Origin of the sequence: Emcibacter sp. SYSU 3D8 (genome assembly GCF_039655875.1) — a bacterium.
Lineage (GTDB): Bacteria > Pseudomonadota > Alphaproteobacteria > SMXS01 > SMXS01 > RI-34.
Map to the genome: position 1 here is coordinate 249,678 of NZ_JBBYXK010000001.1, position 14,322 is coordinate 263,999.

General features: G+C 64.5%; 17 protein-coding genes. 9 read left to right on the forward strand and 8 right to left on the reverse strand.

Translation table 11 applies throughout. The annotated features are described in order from the left end of the window. Both WJU21_RS01265 and guaA read left to right on the forward strand, forming a co-directional pair. Entirely contained in the window at nucleotides 1-1,278 is a 1,278-nt protein-coding gene (locus WJU21_RS01265; protein ID WP_346321565.1) for an RsmB/NOP family class I SAM-dependent RNA methyltransferase, read from the forward strand. An 11-nt stretch (nucleotides 1,279-1,289) separates the two neighbouring features. Next, nucleotides 1,290-2,837 (forward strand): glutamine-hydrolyzing GMP synthase, encoded by a 1,548-nt coding sequence (guaA, locus tag WJU21_RS01270; RefSeq protein WP_346321566.1) that lies wholly within the window; start codon nucleotides 1,290-1,292, stop codon nucleotides 2,835-2,837. A gap of 110 nt (nucleotides 2,838-2,947) precedes the next feature. Here the strand turns inward: guaA and WJU21_RS01275 are convergent, their stop codons facing one another. Continuing rightward, nucleotides 2,948-3,787 carry a DUF3883 domain-containing protein gene (locus tag WJU21_RS01275; protein WP_346321567.1) on the reverse strand — a complete coding sequence of 280 codons (840 nt, stop codon included), beginning with the start codon at nucleotides 3,785-3,787 and terminating at the stop codon, nucleotides 2,948-2,950. Between the two features lie 49 nt (nucleotides 3,788-3,836). Then, nucleotides 3,837-4,562: a glutathione S-transferase gene (locus WJU21_RS01280; protein WP_346321568.1), complete on the reverse strand. Its 726-nt coding sequence runs from the start codon at nucleotides 4,560-4,562 to the stop codon at nucleotides 3,837-3,839. A gap of 149 nt (nucleotides 4,563-4,711) precedes the next feature. Between WJU21_RS01280 and WJU21_RS01285 the strand changes: the two genes are divergently transcribed. From WJU21_RS01285 to WJU21_RS01300, 4 genes are all read left to right on the forward strand, one after another. Then, nucleotides 4,712-5,014 (forward strand): alkylphosphonate utilization protein, encoded by a 303-nt coding sequence (locus WJU21_RS01285; protein ID WP_346321569.1) that lies wholly within the window; start codon nucleotides 4,712-4,714, stop codon nucleotides 5,012-5,014. A 115-nt stretch (nucleotides 5,015-5,129) separates the two neighbouring features. After that, nucleotides 5,130-5,375 (forward strand): hypothetical protein, encoded by a 246-nt coding sequence (locus WJU21_RS01290; protein WP_346321570.1) that lies wholly within the window; start codon nucleotides 5,130-5,132, stop codon nucleotides 5,373-5,375. Between the two features lie 121 nt (nucleotides 5,376-5,496). After that, nucleotides 5,497-6,321: an alpha/beta hydrolase gene (locus WJU21_RS01295; protein WP_346321571.1), complete on the forward strand. Its 825-nt coding sequence runs from the start codon at nucleotides 5,497-5,499 to the stop codon at nucleotides 6,319-6,321. 99 nt (nucleotides 6,322-6,420) lie between these two features. Continuing rightward, nucleotides 6,421-7,965, forward strand: a complete 1,545-nt coding sequence (locus WJU21_RS01300) for a DUF2235 domain-containing protein (protein ID WP_346321572.1) — start codon at nucleotides 6,421-6,423, stop codon at nucleotides 7,963-7,965. A gap of 7 nt (nucleotides 7,966-7,972) precedes the next feature. On the opposite strand, the gene WJU21_RS01305 is transcribed toward WJU21_RS01300, so the two are convergent. From WJU21_RS01305 to WJU21_RS01330, 6 genes are all read right to left on the reverse strand, one after another. Then, complete coding sequence (locus tag WJU21_RS01305; protein ID WP_346321573.1) at nucleotides 7,973-8,233, reverse strand: hypothetical protein; 261 nt, start codon at nucleotides 8,231-8,233, stop codon at nucleotides 7,973-7,975. 225 nt (nucleotides 8,234-8,458) lie between these two features. Beyond that, complete coding sequence (locus tag WJU21_RS01310; protein WP_346321574.1) at nucleotides 8,459-8,920, reverse strand: DUF4126 domain-containing protein; 462 nt, start codon at nucleotides 8,918-8,920, stop codon at nucleotides 8,459-8,461. A gap of 54 nt (nucleotides 8,921-8,974) precedes the next feature. After that, nucleotides 8,975-9,592: a YceI family protein gene (locus WJU21_RS01315; protein ID WP_346322430.1), complete on the reverse strand. Its 618-nt coding sequence runs from the start codon at nucleotides 9,590-9,592 to the stop codon at nucleotides 8,975-8,977. 41 nt (nucleotides 9,593-9,633) lie between these two features. Next, nucleotides 9,634-10,176 (reverse strand): SRPBCC family protein, encoded by a 543-nt coding sequence (locus WJU21_RS01320; RefSeq protein WP_346321575.1) that lies wholly within the window; start codon nucleotides 10,174-10,176, stop codon nucleotides 9,634-9,636. 156 nt (nucleotides 10,177-10,332) lie between these two features. Next, nucleotides 10,333-10,863 carry an SRPBCC domain-containing protein gene (locus tag WJU21_RS01325; RefSeq protein WP_346321576.1) on the reverse strand — a complete coding sequence of 177 codons (531 nt, stop codon included), beginning with the start codon at nucleotides 10,861-10,863 and terminating at the stop codon, nucleotides 10,333-10,335. Beyond that, nucleotides 10,847-11,194, reverse strand: a complete 348-nt coding sequence (locus WJU21_RS01330) for a metalloregulator ArsR/SmtB family transcription factor (RefSeq protein WP_346321577.1) — start codon at nucleotides 11,192-11,194, stop codon at nucleotides 10,847-10,849. Before WJU21_RS01330 ends, WJU21_RS01325 begins: the two co-directional genes overlap by 17 nt. A 165-nt stretch (nucleotides 11,195-11,359) precedes the next feature. Between WJU21_RS01330 and panB the strand changes: the two genes are divergently transcribed. From panB to WJU21_RS01345, 3 genes are all read left to right on the forward strand, one after another. Next, nucleotides 11,360-12,175 carry a 3-methyl-2-oxobutanoate hydroxymethyltransferase gene (gene panB, locus WJU21_RS01335; protein ID WP_346321578.1) on the forward strand — a complete coding sequence of 272 codons (816 nt, stop codon included), beginning with the start codon at nucleotides 11,360-11,362 and terminating at the stop codon, nucleotides 12,173-12,175. A 92-nt stretch (nucleotides 12,176-12,267) separates the two neighbouring features. Beyond that, entirely contained in the window at nucleotides 12,268-12,951 is a 684-nt protein-coding gene (locus WJU21_RS01340) for a tetratricopeptide repeat protein (protein ID WP_346321579.1), read from the forward strand. 12 nt (nucleotides 12,952-12,963) lie between these two features. Further along, a complete protein-coding gene (locus WJU21_RS01345; RefSeq protein WP_346321580.1) occupies nucleotides 12,964-14,319 on the forward strand; it encodes a PQQ-binding-like beta-propeller repeat protein in 1,356 nt (451 codons plus the stop codon). The last annotated feature ends 3 nt before the right edge of the window (nucleotides 14,320-14,322 follow it).

A 14,322-nucleotide genomic window follows, 5' to 3' on the forward strand; every position in this document is an offset into this window, starting at 1 on the left:
ATGAGGGAAGGCGCCCGCATCCAGGCCGCGATCGACCTGGTTGCGGCGGTCGACAACTCCACCCGTGAGGGCGGCGCGGCCGCCGATTCCATCCTGCGCGACTATTTCCGCCAGCGCCGCTATGCCGGCTCCAAGGACCGCCGCGCGGTCGGCGACCTGCTCTATGCCGTGCTGCGCCGGCGCGGCGAACTGAACTGGCGGCTGCCCGGAGAAGCCACCCCGGCCCGCATGGCCGTCCTGCTGCAGGTCATTCTGGATGGCGCGGACCTGGACGGACTCAATGCCCGCTTCGAGGGCGACAGTCACGCGCCAGCGCCTATCACCGCCGAGGAAGCCGCGGCGCTGCACGAGGCGGCAGGGGCGGACATCTCCGCCGCGCCCGTCTGGGCCTCGCACAACTTCCCGGCCTGGATGACAGCGTCGCTCGAGCGCCGCTTTGGCGGCCGCCTGGTCGAGGAACTGGCCGCGCTGGAGGGCAGGGCGCCGCTGGACCTGAGGGTCAACCTGCTGCGCGGCACCGTCGACGACGCGCTGAAATTGTTGCCGGACGCAAGCCGCAGCACCAGGCTCACGACCAGCTTGAGGCTGGAAACCGCCATGGATATTTCAAGGCATATCAGCTATCTGGGCGGCTTTATTGAAATTCAGGACGAGGGATCGCAGATCGCCTCGCTGCTGACCGGCGCGGCCAGGGGCATGCAGGTACTCGACCTGTGCGCGGGCGGCGGCGGCAAGACCCTGGCCATCGCAGCGCTGATGGGCAATTCGGGCCAGATCTATGCCTATGACACGGATCGCCGGCGGCTCGACAGGCTGCGTCCCCGCGCCAAACGGGCCGATGCGCGAACCATCCAGTATGTGGAAAGCCAGGCGAAGCTGCCGCCCGGCATGGACCGGGTGGTTCTCGACGTACCGTGCAGCGGCACCGGCACCTGGCGGCGCAATCCGGAACTGCGCTGGCGGCTGACGCCGGAACGGCTCACCGAGCTTACGCGGCTGCAGGATACCCTGCTCGATCGCGGCGCGGGGCTGGTCAAGCCGGGCGGACAGCTGGTCTACATGACCTGCTCGCTGCTGCCCGAGGAAGGCGAGGACCGGATCGCGGCCTTTCTCGAGCGCCATCCGGACTTTGCGCCAGCCGCCTATTCGGCGTGCTGGCCGGCCACGGAAGGCGGCCCGCCCGCCAGCCTGTCGGCGTCGCCTGACTATCTCGTCCTCAGTCCCGCAACCCATGATACCGACGGCTTTTTCGTTGCCGTCCTCCAACGCTCGCCATAGGGTCCCAGTCCATGTCTGAACACGTGCTCATCGTCGATTTCGGCTCCCAGGTGACGCAGTTGATCGCCCGCCGGGTGCGCGAGGCCGGCGTCTATTGCGAGGTCGTGCCGTTCAACAAGGTCGACGGCATGATCGACGATTTCGATCCCAGGGGAATCATCCTGTCCGGCGGCCCCGCCAGCGTGATCGAGGCCGACACGCCGCGCATTCCGCAGAAGGTGCTGGACCGGGGCGTGCCGATCTTCGGCATCTGCTATGGCGAGCAGGCGCTGTGCGCCCAGCTCGGCGGCTCGGTCGAGAAGGCCGACCACAGGGAATTCGGCCGCGCCTGGCTCGACGTGAAGGAGAACTGCGCGCTGTTCGACGGCGTCTGGGCGCCGGGCGAGCGCCACCAGGTGTGGATGAGCCACGGCGACCGGGTCGATTCCATCCCCGAGGGTTTCCGGATCGTCGCCGTCAGCGACAATGCACCCTTCGCCGCCATCGCCGACGAGGCGCGCCGCATCTACGCCGTGCAGTTCCACCCGGAAGTGATCCACACGCCCGATGGCGGCAAACTGCTCAAGAACTTCGTGCTGAACATCGCCGGTTGCCGGGCCGAATGGTCGATGGCCGCGTTCCGCGAGACCAAGATCGCCGAGATCCGCGCCCAGGTGGGGCAGGGAAAGGTGATCTGCGGCCTGTCGGGCGGCGTCGACAGTTCGGTGCTGGCCGTGCTGCTGCACGAGGCCATCGGCGATCAGCTCACCTGTGTGTTCGTCGACCACGGCATGCTGCGCGCCGACGAGGCCGAGCAGGTGGTGAGCCTGTTCCGCGGCCATTACAACATCCCGCTGGTGCATGTGGACGCCGGCAAGCTGTTCCTGGGCAAGCTGGCGGGCGTGTCCGACCCGGAACAGAAGCGCAAGATCATCGGCGCCACCTTCATCGACGTGTTCGAGGCCGAGGCGCGCAAGGTGGGCGACGCGAAGTTCCTCGCCCAGGGCACGCTCTATCCCGACGTGATCGAAAGCGTGTCCTATAGCGGCGGCCCCAGCGTGACCATCAAGTCCCACCACAATGTGGGCGGCCTGCCGGCGCGCATGAACATGGCGCTGGTCGAGCCGCTGCGCGAGCTGTTCAAGGACGAGGTGCGGGTGCTGGGCCGGGAACTGGGCCTGCCCGAGACGCTGGTCGACCGCCACCCGTTCCCCGGCCCGGGCCTCGCCATCCGCATTCCCGGCACGATCGAGGAAGACCGGATCGCCATCCTGCAGAAGGCCGACAGGATCTATCTGGAAGAAATCCGCCGCGCCGGCCTCTACGACGCCATCTGGCAAGCCTTCGTCGTGCTGCTGCCCGTGCGCACCGTGGGCGTGATGGGCGACGAGCGGACCTATGAATATGTCTGCGCCCTGCGGGCGGTGACCTCGACCGACGGCATGACGGCGGATTATTACCCGTTCGACCACGACTTCCTGGGCCGGGTGTCCAGCCGCATCATCAACGAGGTACGGGGCATCAACCGGGTGGTCTACGACGTGACGTCGAAGCCGCCGGGGACGATCGAGTGGGAGTGAGGGACGGCCCTCTTCACCATCTTCAGCAACTAGGCTGTGCAGGTAACCGCTGCTCTTCTAACACGATGCAATGAAATTTGACGTAATGAGACCATACTCAAAAATGAAATTTACAGAATCATAGCCTGAAAATTGGTCGCGATCAGGGAGACATGGGCTCTCAGCGGCGGACGCAATTCGAACGCGCGCGGTTCCCTGGAAAAATTCCACAAACGCATCAGACGCCAATCCTCGCATTGGGCATCGGCAACCTCCAGTTCGTTGCGCGTGATGTGAAACGGCGTACGTTCCCAGCCATTCGTTGTCTTCACTTCGATCAGCCGTTTGTCGCCGTCAGGTTCGAAGCTTTCGATGTCATAGCCAGCACCATCACCGTCCACATGGGATGTCCAACGAACGCGGTTTGCAAGATCGGTTCGCCCAGCGGCGCGCAAATTTGCGTGCTCATGAGCGAGAACACGCTCCTCGCCGGCTGACCCGAGCACCCGGTTGCGTGCGTCACGTTCCGCCACGTCATATTTTCGCGCGATGGCGGCCATCTGTTCCAGTTCGGCTGGAGGGGGTCGGTTAGTTTGTGTTGGCGGTGGGCCGATCCAAAGGATCGCCTCTTCGGCAAATACGGCCGGTGCAACGCCTTCGCCGAGCCGCGCAATAGGCACCAGCCAGTCGGGATGCCGGTCGAGCCAGCGGTTCACCACATCTACCAGAGAGGATTGAAAATTGAAGGCCGGTTTGTAACCGGGTATCCACGTTTCGCCGAGGGCCTGTAGTACGGCGCTGATGTTCCGGTGCTTGAATTCGATGGAGCCTCGGGCGCGGCCAGTTGCCGCTTGCAACAACCGATTATGTTCGGCCTTGCTATAGGATCGCCCTACTAGGTCGTCGGCCAACATGGAGAAGTAATCAGCGACGATGGCATCATTCTCTTCATCGGTCCAGTCGGCGGCCATTCGTGATCCTGACAACGTACCAGTCTAAGGCAATTTAGTCTGTCGTTCGCTATGGGCCAAGTGCTGCTGGAATGCAGGCCTTAAGTACCTTCCGCAGAGACGCCTCGATCTGGCCGCCGCACCAGGCGTCGCCGTATTCCTCCTTCGCCGTCTCCGACAACCTGGCGAGCGGCGGCAGGCCGGCGATCCGGCGCGACAGGGCGGCGGTCAGGGGCGCGGTTTCGGCGAGGATCGCCCCGATTGCCGGGAAGCGGTCCGCCATAATCGGCCAGAGGGTGGCGGTCACCACGTCGGCGATGCCCGGCGCCGTGCCGCCGAGCAGGACACCTGAGCCAGGCTGCAGGCCATGGCGGCGGCCGGTTTCTTCCCAGAAACTCATCCACTTCTTCAGGCGAGGGACGAAGGTCCGCCAGCGTTCTGCCGTCCACATCTGGCGGCCATCGCCGAGCGTGAGTTCATCGAGCACGTCGTTGGCGTCGCACACGATCTTGATGGTCAAAGCGCGCAGGGCCGGGGCGGCCGGCATCAGCTCCAGCGTCTCGCCCAGATAGAGGATGATGGCGGGCATCTGGGCGATGGCGACATCGGCCTTGGTGTCGACCAGCAGGGGCGGGCCCATGAACGGCACCGGCATCTGCTCTATCGGCCCATCCTTCAGCGCCGCGATCGCCGCATCGCCGGCTTCCGTCCACGTCTTGCCGGCGAAGGCCAGTACGGCGCGCACGAACTGGCCGCGAAACGGCAAGGACCAGTAGTAGAACTCATAGTCGGGCATTTCTGCGACTCCCGGAAGAGGATCGGCATCCATCCACAACGCGGCTGCGCCGGAGCGGTTTATGGCCGGTCAGCCATGCGCGCAGCGTTTGATCGTTGCACACCGGGCGGCCACCTGCCAGAACGCGGCATTCCTTCATGGAGACCAGCATGGCCGACGGCGACGAGTATGTGTACGACGAGGCGACGGGCGAGTGGCGGCCAGCCAGCGAGATGGCTGTGGCCGCCGCCGAAGACGAGATCCAGGTCCGCGACGCGGCGGGCACCATCCTGGCCGACGGCGACTCGGTTACCCTGATCAAGGACCTGAAGGTGAAGGGCGCCGGCACCACGCTGAAGCAGGGCACGGTGATCCGCTCGATCCGGCTGACCGGCGACCCCGACGAGATCGATTGCCGATTTGACGGGATCAAGGGCCTCGTCCTGCGCACCGAGTTCGTCCGCAAGCGCTGAGACGGCGTCATCACCCCGTAATGCCGCCGTGCCCCGCGCCAATAGTCCGGGCGCCGTGATAAACTGACGGGGAATCAATGGCCGGGAGCAGGGCGATAACACGGACAGATCACACATGAGCCGCCGCGACAGCCTTGTCGCCATCGAGCGCCGTATCCGCCGCCTGGTCGTGCGGCGCGGCTGGCACATGCTCAAGGCCGACAATCCGGACAAGCGGGTGCAGACGCATGGCGGCTACATGCTGCGCGACCCCGAAACCTTCACCATCGTGTTCGGGGACGCCGAATACCCCTATTGCGCCGACCTGAACGATATCGAGGAATTTCTGGCTGGGCTGGATCCGGTGCAGAAGCGGCGCTGACCGGCACGCGGCCGCCACGAAAAATTCACGAAAATGGCTGCCGCGCATGGTGGCTGGCCGTCGACAATCGATGGTTTCTCGGCGACAATTGCACGCATTCAACCCGCGCGAGGGAACAGTCATGCCTGTAATCACCACAAGCGACGGCGCCGAGATTTTCTACAAGGACTGGGGCAGCGGACAGCCCATCGTATTCAGTCACGGCTGGCCATTGTCGGCCGACGACTGGGACGCTCAGATGTTGTTCTTTGCCGGCAAGGGCTTTCGCGTGATCGCCCATGACCGGCGCGGCCATGGCCGCTCCAGCCAGGTGGCCGACGGCCACGACATGGATCATTACGCCGACGACCTTGCCACGCTGACCGCCCATCTCGACCTGAAGGACGCGGTGCATGTGGGCCATTCCACCGGCGGCGGCGAGGTGGTGCACTACATTGCCCGCCACGGCGAAAGCCGGGTGGCCAAAGCCGCGATCCTGGCCGCGGTGCCGCCGCTGATGGTCAAGACCGAGGCCAATCCGGGCGGGCTGCCCAAGGAGGTTTTCGACGGCCTGCAGGCGCAGCTTGCCGCCAATCGCGCCCAGTTCTACTACGACCTGCCCGCCGGTCCGTTCTATGGCTACAACCGGCCCGGCGCAAAGCCGTCACAGGGGATTATCTGGAACTGGTGGCGCCAGGGCATGATGGGCGGCGCCAAGGCGCATTACGACGGGATCGTCGCCTTTTCCCAGACCGATTTCACCGAGGACCTGAAGCAGATCACCGTGCCGGTGCTGGTGATGCACGGCGACGACGACCAGATCGTGCCCTATGCGGATTCGGCGCCGCTGTCGGCCAAGCTGCTGCGCAACGGTATCCTGAAGACCTATCCCGGCTTTCCGCACGGCATGCCGACAACCGAGGCCGAGACCATCAACGCCGACCTGCTGGCGTTCATCAAGGGCTGACAGGGACGCCAGAAGCGGGCCCGTCACCGGCGATCCGGCAACGGGTGATCCGGCCGGCTAGGGGACGTGGTATCCTTGTCTTTTCCACGGGAGGGATCGATGGGCAACCTGATCGTCTGCTGCGATGGCACCTGGAACACACCCGGCGACAAGGAAGGCGTCGTGCCGTCGCCGACCAACGTGGTCAAGCTGTACAACGCGCTGGCTGCGGCCGACGCGGCCGGCGTACCCCAGCAACGCTATTATCATCCCGGCGTAGGCACCGAAGGCAGTATCGTCGACAAGATTGCCGGCGGCGGCATGGGCCGGGGACTCGGCCGCAACATCATGAGCGCCTATCGCTGGCTGGCCGGGCATTACCGGCCCGGCGACCGCATCTGGCTGTTCGGCTTCAGCCGCGGCGCCTACACGGTGCGCAGCCTGGGCGGCATGATCTCGCGCTGCGGCCTGCTGGACGCATCCGGCGGGGACCTGGCCGATGCGGATATCTGGGCCATGGTCGATGACCTGTTCGCCGCCTACCGCGACAAGAAGACGCTGAAGCCGACGGCAAGGCGCCGGTTCCACCACACGGCGCATGGCGGCTCGCCCCAGGGTTCCATGGACATCCACTTTCTCGGCGTGTGGGACACGGTCGGCGCCCTTGGCGTGCCGGATGACGTGGCCCTGTTCAACCTGCTGGACGATCCTGACAAGCACAGCTTCCACGATACGGCGCTGAGCCATAAGGTTGCACATGCGCGCCACGCGCTGGCCATCGATGAAACCCGTCAGAGCTTCATGCCGACGCTGTGGACCGGGATCGAGGACCGGCCGACGGTAAAGCAGGTGTGGTTCCCGGGCGTCCACAGCGATGTTGGCGGCGGCTACGGCCATTGCGGCCTGTCGGACGGCGCGCTCGGCTGGATGATCGAGGAGGCGCGGCTTCAGGGCCTGGCGTTCCGCGACGGGATCACCGCACAATTGCAGCCGGATCCCCGGGGTCTGCTGCATGATTCCTGTGTCGGCGTGTTCGCCAAGCTGAAAACCCGGCCGCGGCAGGTGCCCCGGTTCGGGGAAGCCGCGGTCAAGGCGGATGTGCTTCACGCCTCTGCGCTGGACCGGCACGTGAACCCGCCGCTGAGCCAGGGCGATTACTGGCCCAGTGCGCATGTTGCACGGGCAAAGCCGGCGCAGCTGAGCATCTATGCGCGGGAGCGGTGGAATGCGACGGGTCTCTACCTCGAAGCCGGCACGAAATACACGTTCGCGGCGGAAGGCGAGTGGCTCGACGCGTCGGTCCCGAGCGGTCCCGGCGGCACCAGGGACGGCAAGTTCGCGATCGGCGAAGTCGTCCACCTGGCCGGTTCGATTTTCGGCGCCGCCGAAGATCTGTTCAAGCGGCTGACCCACAACCAGCAGGCCGATCTGTTCGGCACGCGCCGCGACGAAAGCTGCCCTTGGTTTTCACTGATCGGCATGGTCGCCAACGGCTGGAGGCCGGACGACAAGGGAAACACCCTGCCGCACCAGACCTTCCTGATCGGCAAGGGAACCACGTTCTCGCCGAAGGCAAGCGGTTACCTCTACTGCTTCGCCAATGACGCCTGGCACTTCTACGACAACAATCGCGGCAGCGTCAGGCTCACTGTCAGTCTGGCCTAGGCCGGGCCTACGGTTTTCCGGTATCGGCGGCCTTGACCTCGACGAAGTTTCCCTGTGCATCGAACCTGCACGTGAAGGCTTTGGTATGGCCGTTGCCGTCCGCATAGGTGCCGTTGACCGTGGCGGAACCGTCCTCGGCCGGCATGGCCCTGGTGGATTTCACATAACTGGGACGGGCACTGAATTCCTTCGCCGCCTGGCTGCGGCAATAGGCGCCCATATTGCTCGCCGCGACGGGCGCGGCGCTGGCAGCGGATGCGGCCGCCATCAACATTGAGATACTGATCAGGGTGCAGGCTCGAAACGCTACATGCATTGCATTCTCCACTTGGGACCAAGGGAACTGCGACAGGACGGCGAGGCGTACACCAACGCTGGCTTGGACCGGTGCCCAGGCTAACCGGCCTGGCGCGATGCAACTGTAACCCTCCCGTAACAATGAGCGTGACACCGCTTTCCCAAGGATACAACGCGTTTCTCGGCGAAGGCCGGGTCAGGTGAGGGCGCCCACGATCAGCAATGCACCGCCAACCGCGACAGCGTCTTCGACAAGCGCGGCCGGAAGGTCCCGGCCGAACATGGCGGCCAGCCGCATCCGGCATGCATGACCGCCAAAAGTCCCGATGGCCGCGCCGGCAATACCCAGAACCAGCCCCGCGATCAGGATGCCGCCCGTCGCGCCAATAGCCGCGCCAGAAAAGCCACCGGCGATCAGACGGGCAATGAGCGCCATGGGAATCTTGCGGCTGGGCGTTGCCGGGAGCTTGTCGGTGATCAGTTCGCCCAATGCCAGAATACCGAGGATCCAGGGCGTGATGCCGCGGCCCAGAAACGCAAACGACGTATCCTCAAGCGGCATCCAACCGAAATGGACCGCCCACGCCACCGCGGCGGGCGCGGTGAAGCTGCGCAGGCTGGCCACGATTCCGATCAGCAGCGCGAGGAGATAGATCATTCGACGACCCTACAAGCGCCCGCGGGCGCTGTTCCTGAACACAGCCTCCGGCCGCTATTCACCGGCGCCGGCCAGCGGCGGACCGCTGAACTCGGCCTCGATCATGACCCTGATTTCGTCGCCCACGCCCATGGTGGTGCCGGGCGCGGGCACACCGTAGGCGATGCCGAAGTCCGACCGCTTGAACGTGCCCTCGGCCGAGAAGCCGATACGGGCGTGCGGATCCATCGGATGGCCGGCATAGCCGCCATTATAGGTTGCCTCCAGGGTCACCGGCTTCGTCACCCCGTGCAGGCTGAAGTCGCCGGTGATAGTGGCCGTGTTCTCGCCGGTCGGCTCCACCTTGGTCGACTTGAAGGTGATCGTCGGGTATTTGGCCGTGTCGAGCCATTGCGGCCCCTTCATGGTTTCGGTGAAACCCTCGGGCGGTGCGGGCAACTCCAGCGAGTTGGCGTCAATGGTCGCCTCGACCATGCCGGCTTCCGGCTTCGCCGGATCGAACTGCAGCGCGGCGTCGAAGCGGGTGAATTGCGCCGTATAGAGCGAGAAGCCAAGATGACTGACCGTGAAGGTAAGGCTGGCGTGGCTCTTGTCCAGCGTATAGGCGCCCGCCGGAACCGGCGCGGCGGCGGCTGGCGGCGCCTGCTGTTCACCGGCGGCGAGGGCAGGCATTGCGGTCAGCATCGCGATGGCGCAGATCGTCAGCAGTCTCTTCATCCGTGATCTCCCGTTTCCTGATGTTCGGCGTTCTGCCTGATATTGGAAAGGCCGGTCTCGAAATCCTTCCCGACCAGCCTGTCCATGCTGAAAAAGATGCTCATTATCCTGGATACCAGAGTCTGCCTGCCGGTCATGGACCAGGTCACGATGGTACCGCCGGCTTCAGGGCGCAGGGAGAATTCGGCCATATTGCTCGCCTTGAATGGTCTGGTGATGTCCAGCTTGATGGAAACCAGGTGGGGCGGCGTGATACCGACGATCTCCATGCGGCCGGCGACGGCCTTCTTGCCCTCCCAGGCATAGATAGCGCCCAACCCGTTGTCGGCGCCCGCATAGGTGCGCTTCAGATCGGTATCGAGCTTTTCCCAGGGCGACCATCCGGTCCAGCGATGGAAGTCGTCGATCATCGGCATGATCGCCTCCGGCGGCGCGCCGACGGCGATGCTGCGGGCCACCCGGAAGGTGTCCGGCTTCATGGCGGCCACAAGAAGCACGACAGCGATGAGGGCGGCAACAAGGGCAAGAACGATCCACATGAAACCTCTCCGGGGCGGCGGCTTGCCGTGGGACACTCGTCTTGGATCAATTGGCCCGCAATTCGTGCCAACGGTCAAGGCTCTGCATCCAGACCTCATTCATGCCGGCGCGCGTTTCCGGCGCAACATCGACGTGTCCCCACCTATGGCAAACAATCAGCCGTTCTGGCCTTCGCTTTGAATATCTTGAAGAAGGGCTGCCAGCTGGTCGTAGGTGCCGCCAAAGCCCTGCCGCATGGAAGCATGCAAGCCCTTGAAAGCAGCCCATTCGGCCGCCGTCGCGTCGAGCGGCGCGCTCTGCAGTCGCAGGAGAGTGCGGCGGCCATCCTCCCGGAACGTGATCACGTTGAGGATTTCCAGCGGGAAGTCGGCCATGAAGGGCGCGCGCACGGTTGCGCCCGATGCATCCGAAAACGCGTTCACCCAGACGATCCGCGCCGGTTCCTCAATCTCCCGGTAGTCGAACTTGCCCCATAATTCATAGCCGTCGCCGCCGCGCATGCAGTAGTGGAACCGGCCGCCGGGGCGGAAATCCAGTGTTCCGCTCACCCAGGTCAGCCCCTTCGGACCCCACCAGCGCGCCAGATGCTCGGCCTGCGAATGGAGTTTCCAGACCAGGTCCCTCGGAGCATCAAGGGTGCGGGTAATGACAAGATTGCTTGCGATCGCTTCAGTGACGTCCGGCATCGGGATCTCCCTTCTGGATGGCCTGCAGATAATCGTCGAGCCGGTCGAGGCTCTCATCCCAGAACCGGCGGTAGTTCTCCAGCCAGCCCGACACCTCGCGCAGCGGCGCCGCCTCGAGCCGGACGGGACGCCACTGCGCCTCGCGGCCACGAGCGACCAGGCCGGCGCGCTCGAGCACCTTCAGGTGCTTGGTAATGGCGGGCATGGTCATGTCGAAGGGTTCGGCCAGTTCGGTCACCGAGGCTTCGCCCCGGGTGAGGCGCGCCATGATCGCCCGCCGCGTAGGGTCGGCAAGGGCGAAAAACGTGTCGCTCAGGCGGTCGGTGGCCATGGCTTTTACCACATGGTTATATAACTGACCGGTAAAATATAAATTTTTCGAAAAAGCGTCAACCATCAGGATCGGTCAACTTCGTTGGAGCGACAGCGCACAGATGCTATGAAGGCGCCGGATGTCCGATCGGATGTCCCCAGTCAAGACGAACGGGAAGTAGTCATGTCCAAGTTCGAGAGAGAGCGCAATGTCACCGTGCGCGACATCGCGGCGCGCAAGGGCAAGGAACCAGTGGTCTGCCTGACCGCCTATACGGCGCTCGTTGCCAAGTTGCTCGATCCCTATGTGGATCTTCTGCTGGTCGGCGATTCCGTTGGCATGGTGATCCACGGCCTGCCCAATACGGTAGGCGTGACCATGGAAATGATGATCCTGCACGGCCAGGCAGTGATGCGTGGCGCGCCGCGCGCCTGTATCGTCGTCGACATGCCGTTCGGCAGCTACGAGGCTTCGCCGGAGCAGGCGTTCCTCAACGCCTCGCGGATCATGCGCGAGACCGGCTGTGCCGCCGTGAAGCTCGAGGGCGGCAGGGTGATGGCACCGACCATCGAATTCCTGGTCGATCGCGGAATCCCGACGGTGGCTCACATTGGTCTGCAGCCACAGAAGGTGAACATGCACGGCTATGCCGCCAAGGGCCGGCGCCGCGCGGAATGGGAAGATGTGATCGACGACGCCAAGGCAGTCGCCGATGCGGGTGCGTTCGCCACGGTGCTCGAGGCGGTCGCTGCTGAACTGGGCGAGAAGGTCACGCAAAGCGTCGACAACGTGGTCATCGGCATTGGCGGCGGCGCGGGAACGGATGGGCAGATACTCGTCACCGAGGACATGATCGGCCTGTTCGCAACCACGCCCACCTTCGTCAAACGCTATGCCGAATGGGGTGCGGCGATCGACGAGGCGGCCGCCCACTATGCCGAAGAGGTCAAGGCCAGGCGATTCCCGGCGCGCGAGCATACATATTCTATGCGGGATTAGCCCCGCGACACCGTTTTCGGCCGCCTCAGCGTTTGCGAACCCACGGGCCGCAAGCTAAGGTAGCCGCCCGTTCCCGAGTAGGAGACCACTGAGTGAGCGACATCTTCCGCGAAGTCGATGAGGAAGTCCGCCAAGAGCAGATTGTCACTTTCCTGAAGCGCTATGGAAAGTACCTGGCGGCCGTCATCGTGCTGGCCATCGCCCTCGTCGCAGGATACCGCTATTTCCAGGATCAGCAGCGCGCCAGCCATGCCGCGCAGGGCAACGCGTTCGAAGCGGCCGTCGAACTTGCCGATGAGGGCAAGGCGACCGAAGCCCTGCCCAAACTGCAGGCCCTCGCCGAGGAAAGCGGGTCGGACAGTTATGGCCTGCTGGGCCGCTTCCGCATCGCCGAATTGCAGCACCAGGCCAAGGACAGCAAGGCCGCGCAGGCAACCTACGATGCCATCGTTGCCGATTCCGGCGTCGATCAGGTCTATCGCGACCTGGCGGGCTATTATGCCGCGTCTCTCATGCTTGAAAGCGGCGGCGGACCCGAGCTGGAAAAGCGGCTGGAGGCCATGTCCGGCAAGGACAACGTTTGGCACCTGTCGGTCACCGAACTCCGGGGTCTCAACCAGTACAAGATGGGGCAACGCGAAGCCGCCGTGAAAACCTTCAAGGATCTGCTGGGCAATGCACCCGCCGATTCCGGCTTCAAGCTCAGGGCACAGCAGATGCTGGCGGTCCTCGGCGTCCCGGCTGATGAAATCAAAGCTCAATTGGTTACCGAGTAGGTGGTGCGCCTGATGCCGATGTTCCGTAGCAATTCCGGTTCTGCGCACAGCGCTGCCTGGACAGCCGTCACCATGGTCGCGCTGGTCGCGCTGCTGTCATCCTGCAGTGGCAAGGAGAAAAAGGTCATCCTCGAGGGTGAGCGCAAGTCCATCGTCGAACTGAACGACGTGGTCACGCCGGACGAAGCGTTGAAGGCGGTGCCCGTCACCTTGCCGCAACCCTTCGCCAATCCGGACTGGCCTCAGGCCGGCGGCTATGCCAACCATGCGATGCATCACCTCGCGCTCGGCGCGGCGCCCCGCATCATCTGGCGCGCTCGCGTGGAAGGTTCCACCAGGAACCGCAATCTGGTGGCGCAGCCGGTTGTCGCCCAGGGTACGGTGTTCGCCATGGGCTCGGGCTGGGAAGTTTCGGCGTTCAGCGCCGACAGCGGCGCGGTGATCTGGCGCCAGAAGCTGAAGGCGCCCAAGGAAAAGGAAAAGGAGGATACCGCCTCGGGTGGCGGCATCGCCTTTGACAATGGCAAGCTCTACGTCACGCTCGGCACCGGCGAGGCGCTGGCGCTCGATCCGCGCACCGGCGGCGAGATCTGGCGGGTCAAATTCGACGTGGCGCTGCGCGGTGCGCCGACCGCCTCGGAAGGGTTCGTCTTCGTCACGACCCACGACAACCAGCTTTATGCGCTCAACGCCGAGACCGGCGCCAATGTCTGGCAGCACGTCGCCATCGCCGAAGCGGCGGGGCTGGTCGGTGCGGCGAGCCCTGCGGTGATCGGCGGCACGGTCGTCGCGGCGTTCTCCTCGGGCGAGCTGTTCGCGCTACAGGCCAGTAACGGCCGCGTCGCCTGGGCGGATTCGCTCACTCGCGTCGGGCGCATGACCGCGCTTTCGACGATCAACGACATCGATGGCTCGCCGGTGATCGACCGGGGCTCGGTGTTCGCCGTCGGCCATTCGGGCCGCATGGCCGCCATCGACCTGACCACCGGCTCACGCCTGTGGGAAAACGATGTGCCAAGCGCCCAGAAAATCTGGGTTGCCGGCGACTTCCTATACATCGTGACCGCCGACAACCAGCTGATGTGCCTCTCGCGCAGGACCGGCAAGGCCAAGTGGGTCACCGACATGCTGCGCTACAAGAACAATAACAAGAAGAAGGCGCTGATCACCTGGACCGGTCCCGTGCTGGCCGGCGACCGCCTGCTGGTCGTGACCAACAACGGCATGCTGGCGTCGTTCTCACCCTATACGGGCGAGTATCTGGGCGGCATCGACATTCCCAGCAAAAGAAACTACATCGAACCAGTTGTCGCCAACGGCACGCTCTACTTGATGGGCGACGATGGCGAACTGCTGGCGATGCGGTAAAGA

Coding starts and splice junctions, on each gene's coding strand:
- WJU21_RS01265 (WP_346321565.1), top strand. CDS start 1: ATGAGGGAAGGCGCCCGCATCCAGGCCGCGATCGACCTGGTTGCGGCG.
- guaA (WP_346321566.1), top strand. CDS start 1,290: ATGTCTGAACACGTGCTCATCGTCGATTTCGGCTCCCAGGTGACGCAG.
- WJU21_RS01275 (WP_346321567.1), bottom strand. CDS start 3,787: ATGGCCGCCGACTGGACCGATGAAGAGAATGATGCCATCGTCGCTGAT.
- WJU21_RS01280 (WP_346321568.1), bottom strand. CDS start 4,562: ATGCCCGACTATGAGTTCTACTACTGGTCCTTGCCGTTTCGCGGCCAG.
- WJU21_RS01285 (WP_346321569.1), top strand. CDS start 4,712: ATGGCCGACGGCGACGAGTATGTGTACGACGAGGCGACGGGCGAGTGG.
- WJU21_RS01290 (WP_346321570.1), top strand. CDS start 5,130: ATGAGCCGCCGCGACAGCCTTGTCGCCATCGAGCGCCGTATCCGCCGC.
- WJU21_RS01295 (WP_346321571.1), top strand. CDS start 5,497: ATGCCTGTAATCACCACAAGCGACGGCGCCGAGATTTTCTACAAGGAC.
- WJU21_RS01300 (WP_346321572.1), top strand. CDS start 6,421: ATGGGCAACCTGATCGTCTGCTGCGATGGCACCTGGAACACACCCGGC.
- WJU21_RS01305 (WP_346321573.1), bottom strand. CDS start 8,233: ATGGCGGCCGCATCCGCTGCCAGCGCCGCGCCCGTCGCGGCGAGCAAT.
- WJU21_RS01310 (WP_346321574.1), bottom strand. CDS start 8,920: ATGATCTATCTCCTCGCGCTGCTGATCGGAATCGTGGCCAGCCTGCGC.
- WJU21_RS01315 (WP_346322430.1), bottom strand. CDS start 9,592: ATGCCTGCCCTCGCCGCCGGTGAACAGCAGGCGCCGCCAGCCGCCGCC.
- WJU21_RS01320 (WP_346321575.1), bottom strand. CDS start 10,176: ATGTGGATCGTTCTTGCCCTTGTTGCCGCCCTCATCGCTGTCGTGCTT.
- WJU21_RS01325 (WP_346321576.1), bottom strand. CDS start 10,863: ATGCCGGACGTCACTGAAGCGATCGCAAGCAATCTTGTCATTACCCGC.
- WJU21_RS01330 (WP_346321577.1), bottom strand. CDS start 11,194: ATGGCCACCGACCGCCTGAGCGACACGTTTTTCGCCCTTGCCGACCCT.
- panB (WP_346321578.1), top strand. CDS start 11,360: ATGTCCAAGTTCGAGAGAGAGCGCAATGTCACCGTGCGCGACATCGCG.
- WJU21_RS01345 (WP_346321580.1), top strand. CDS start 12,964: ATGCCGATGTTCCGTAGCAATTCCGGTTCTGCGCACAGCGCTGCCTGG.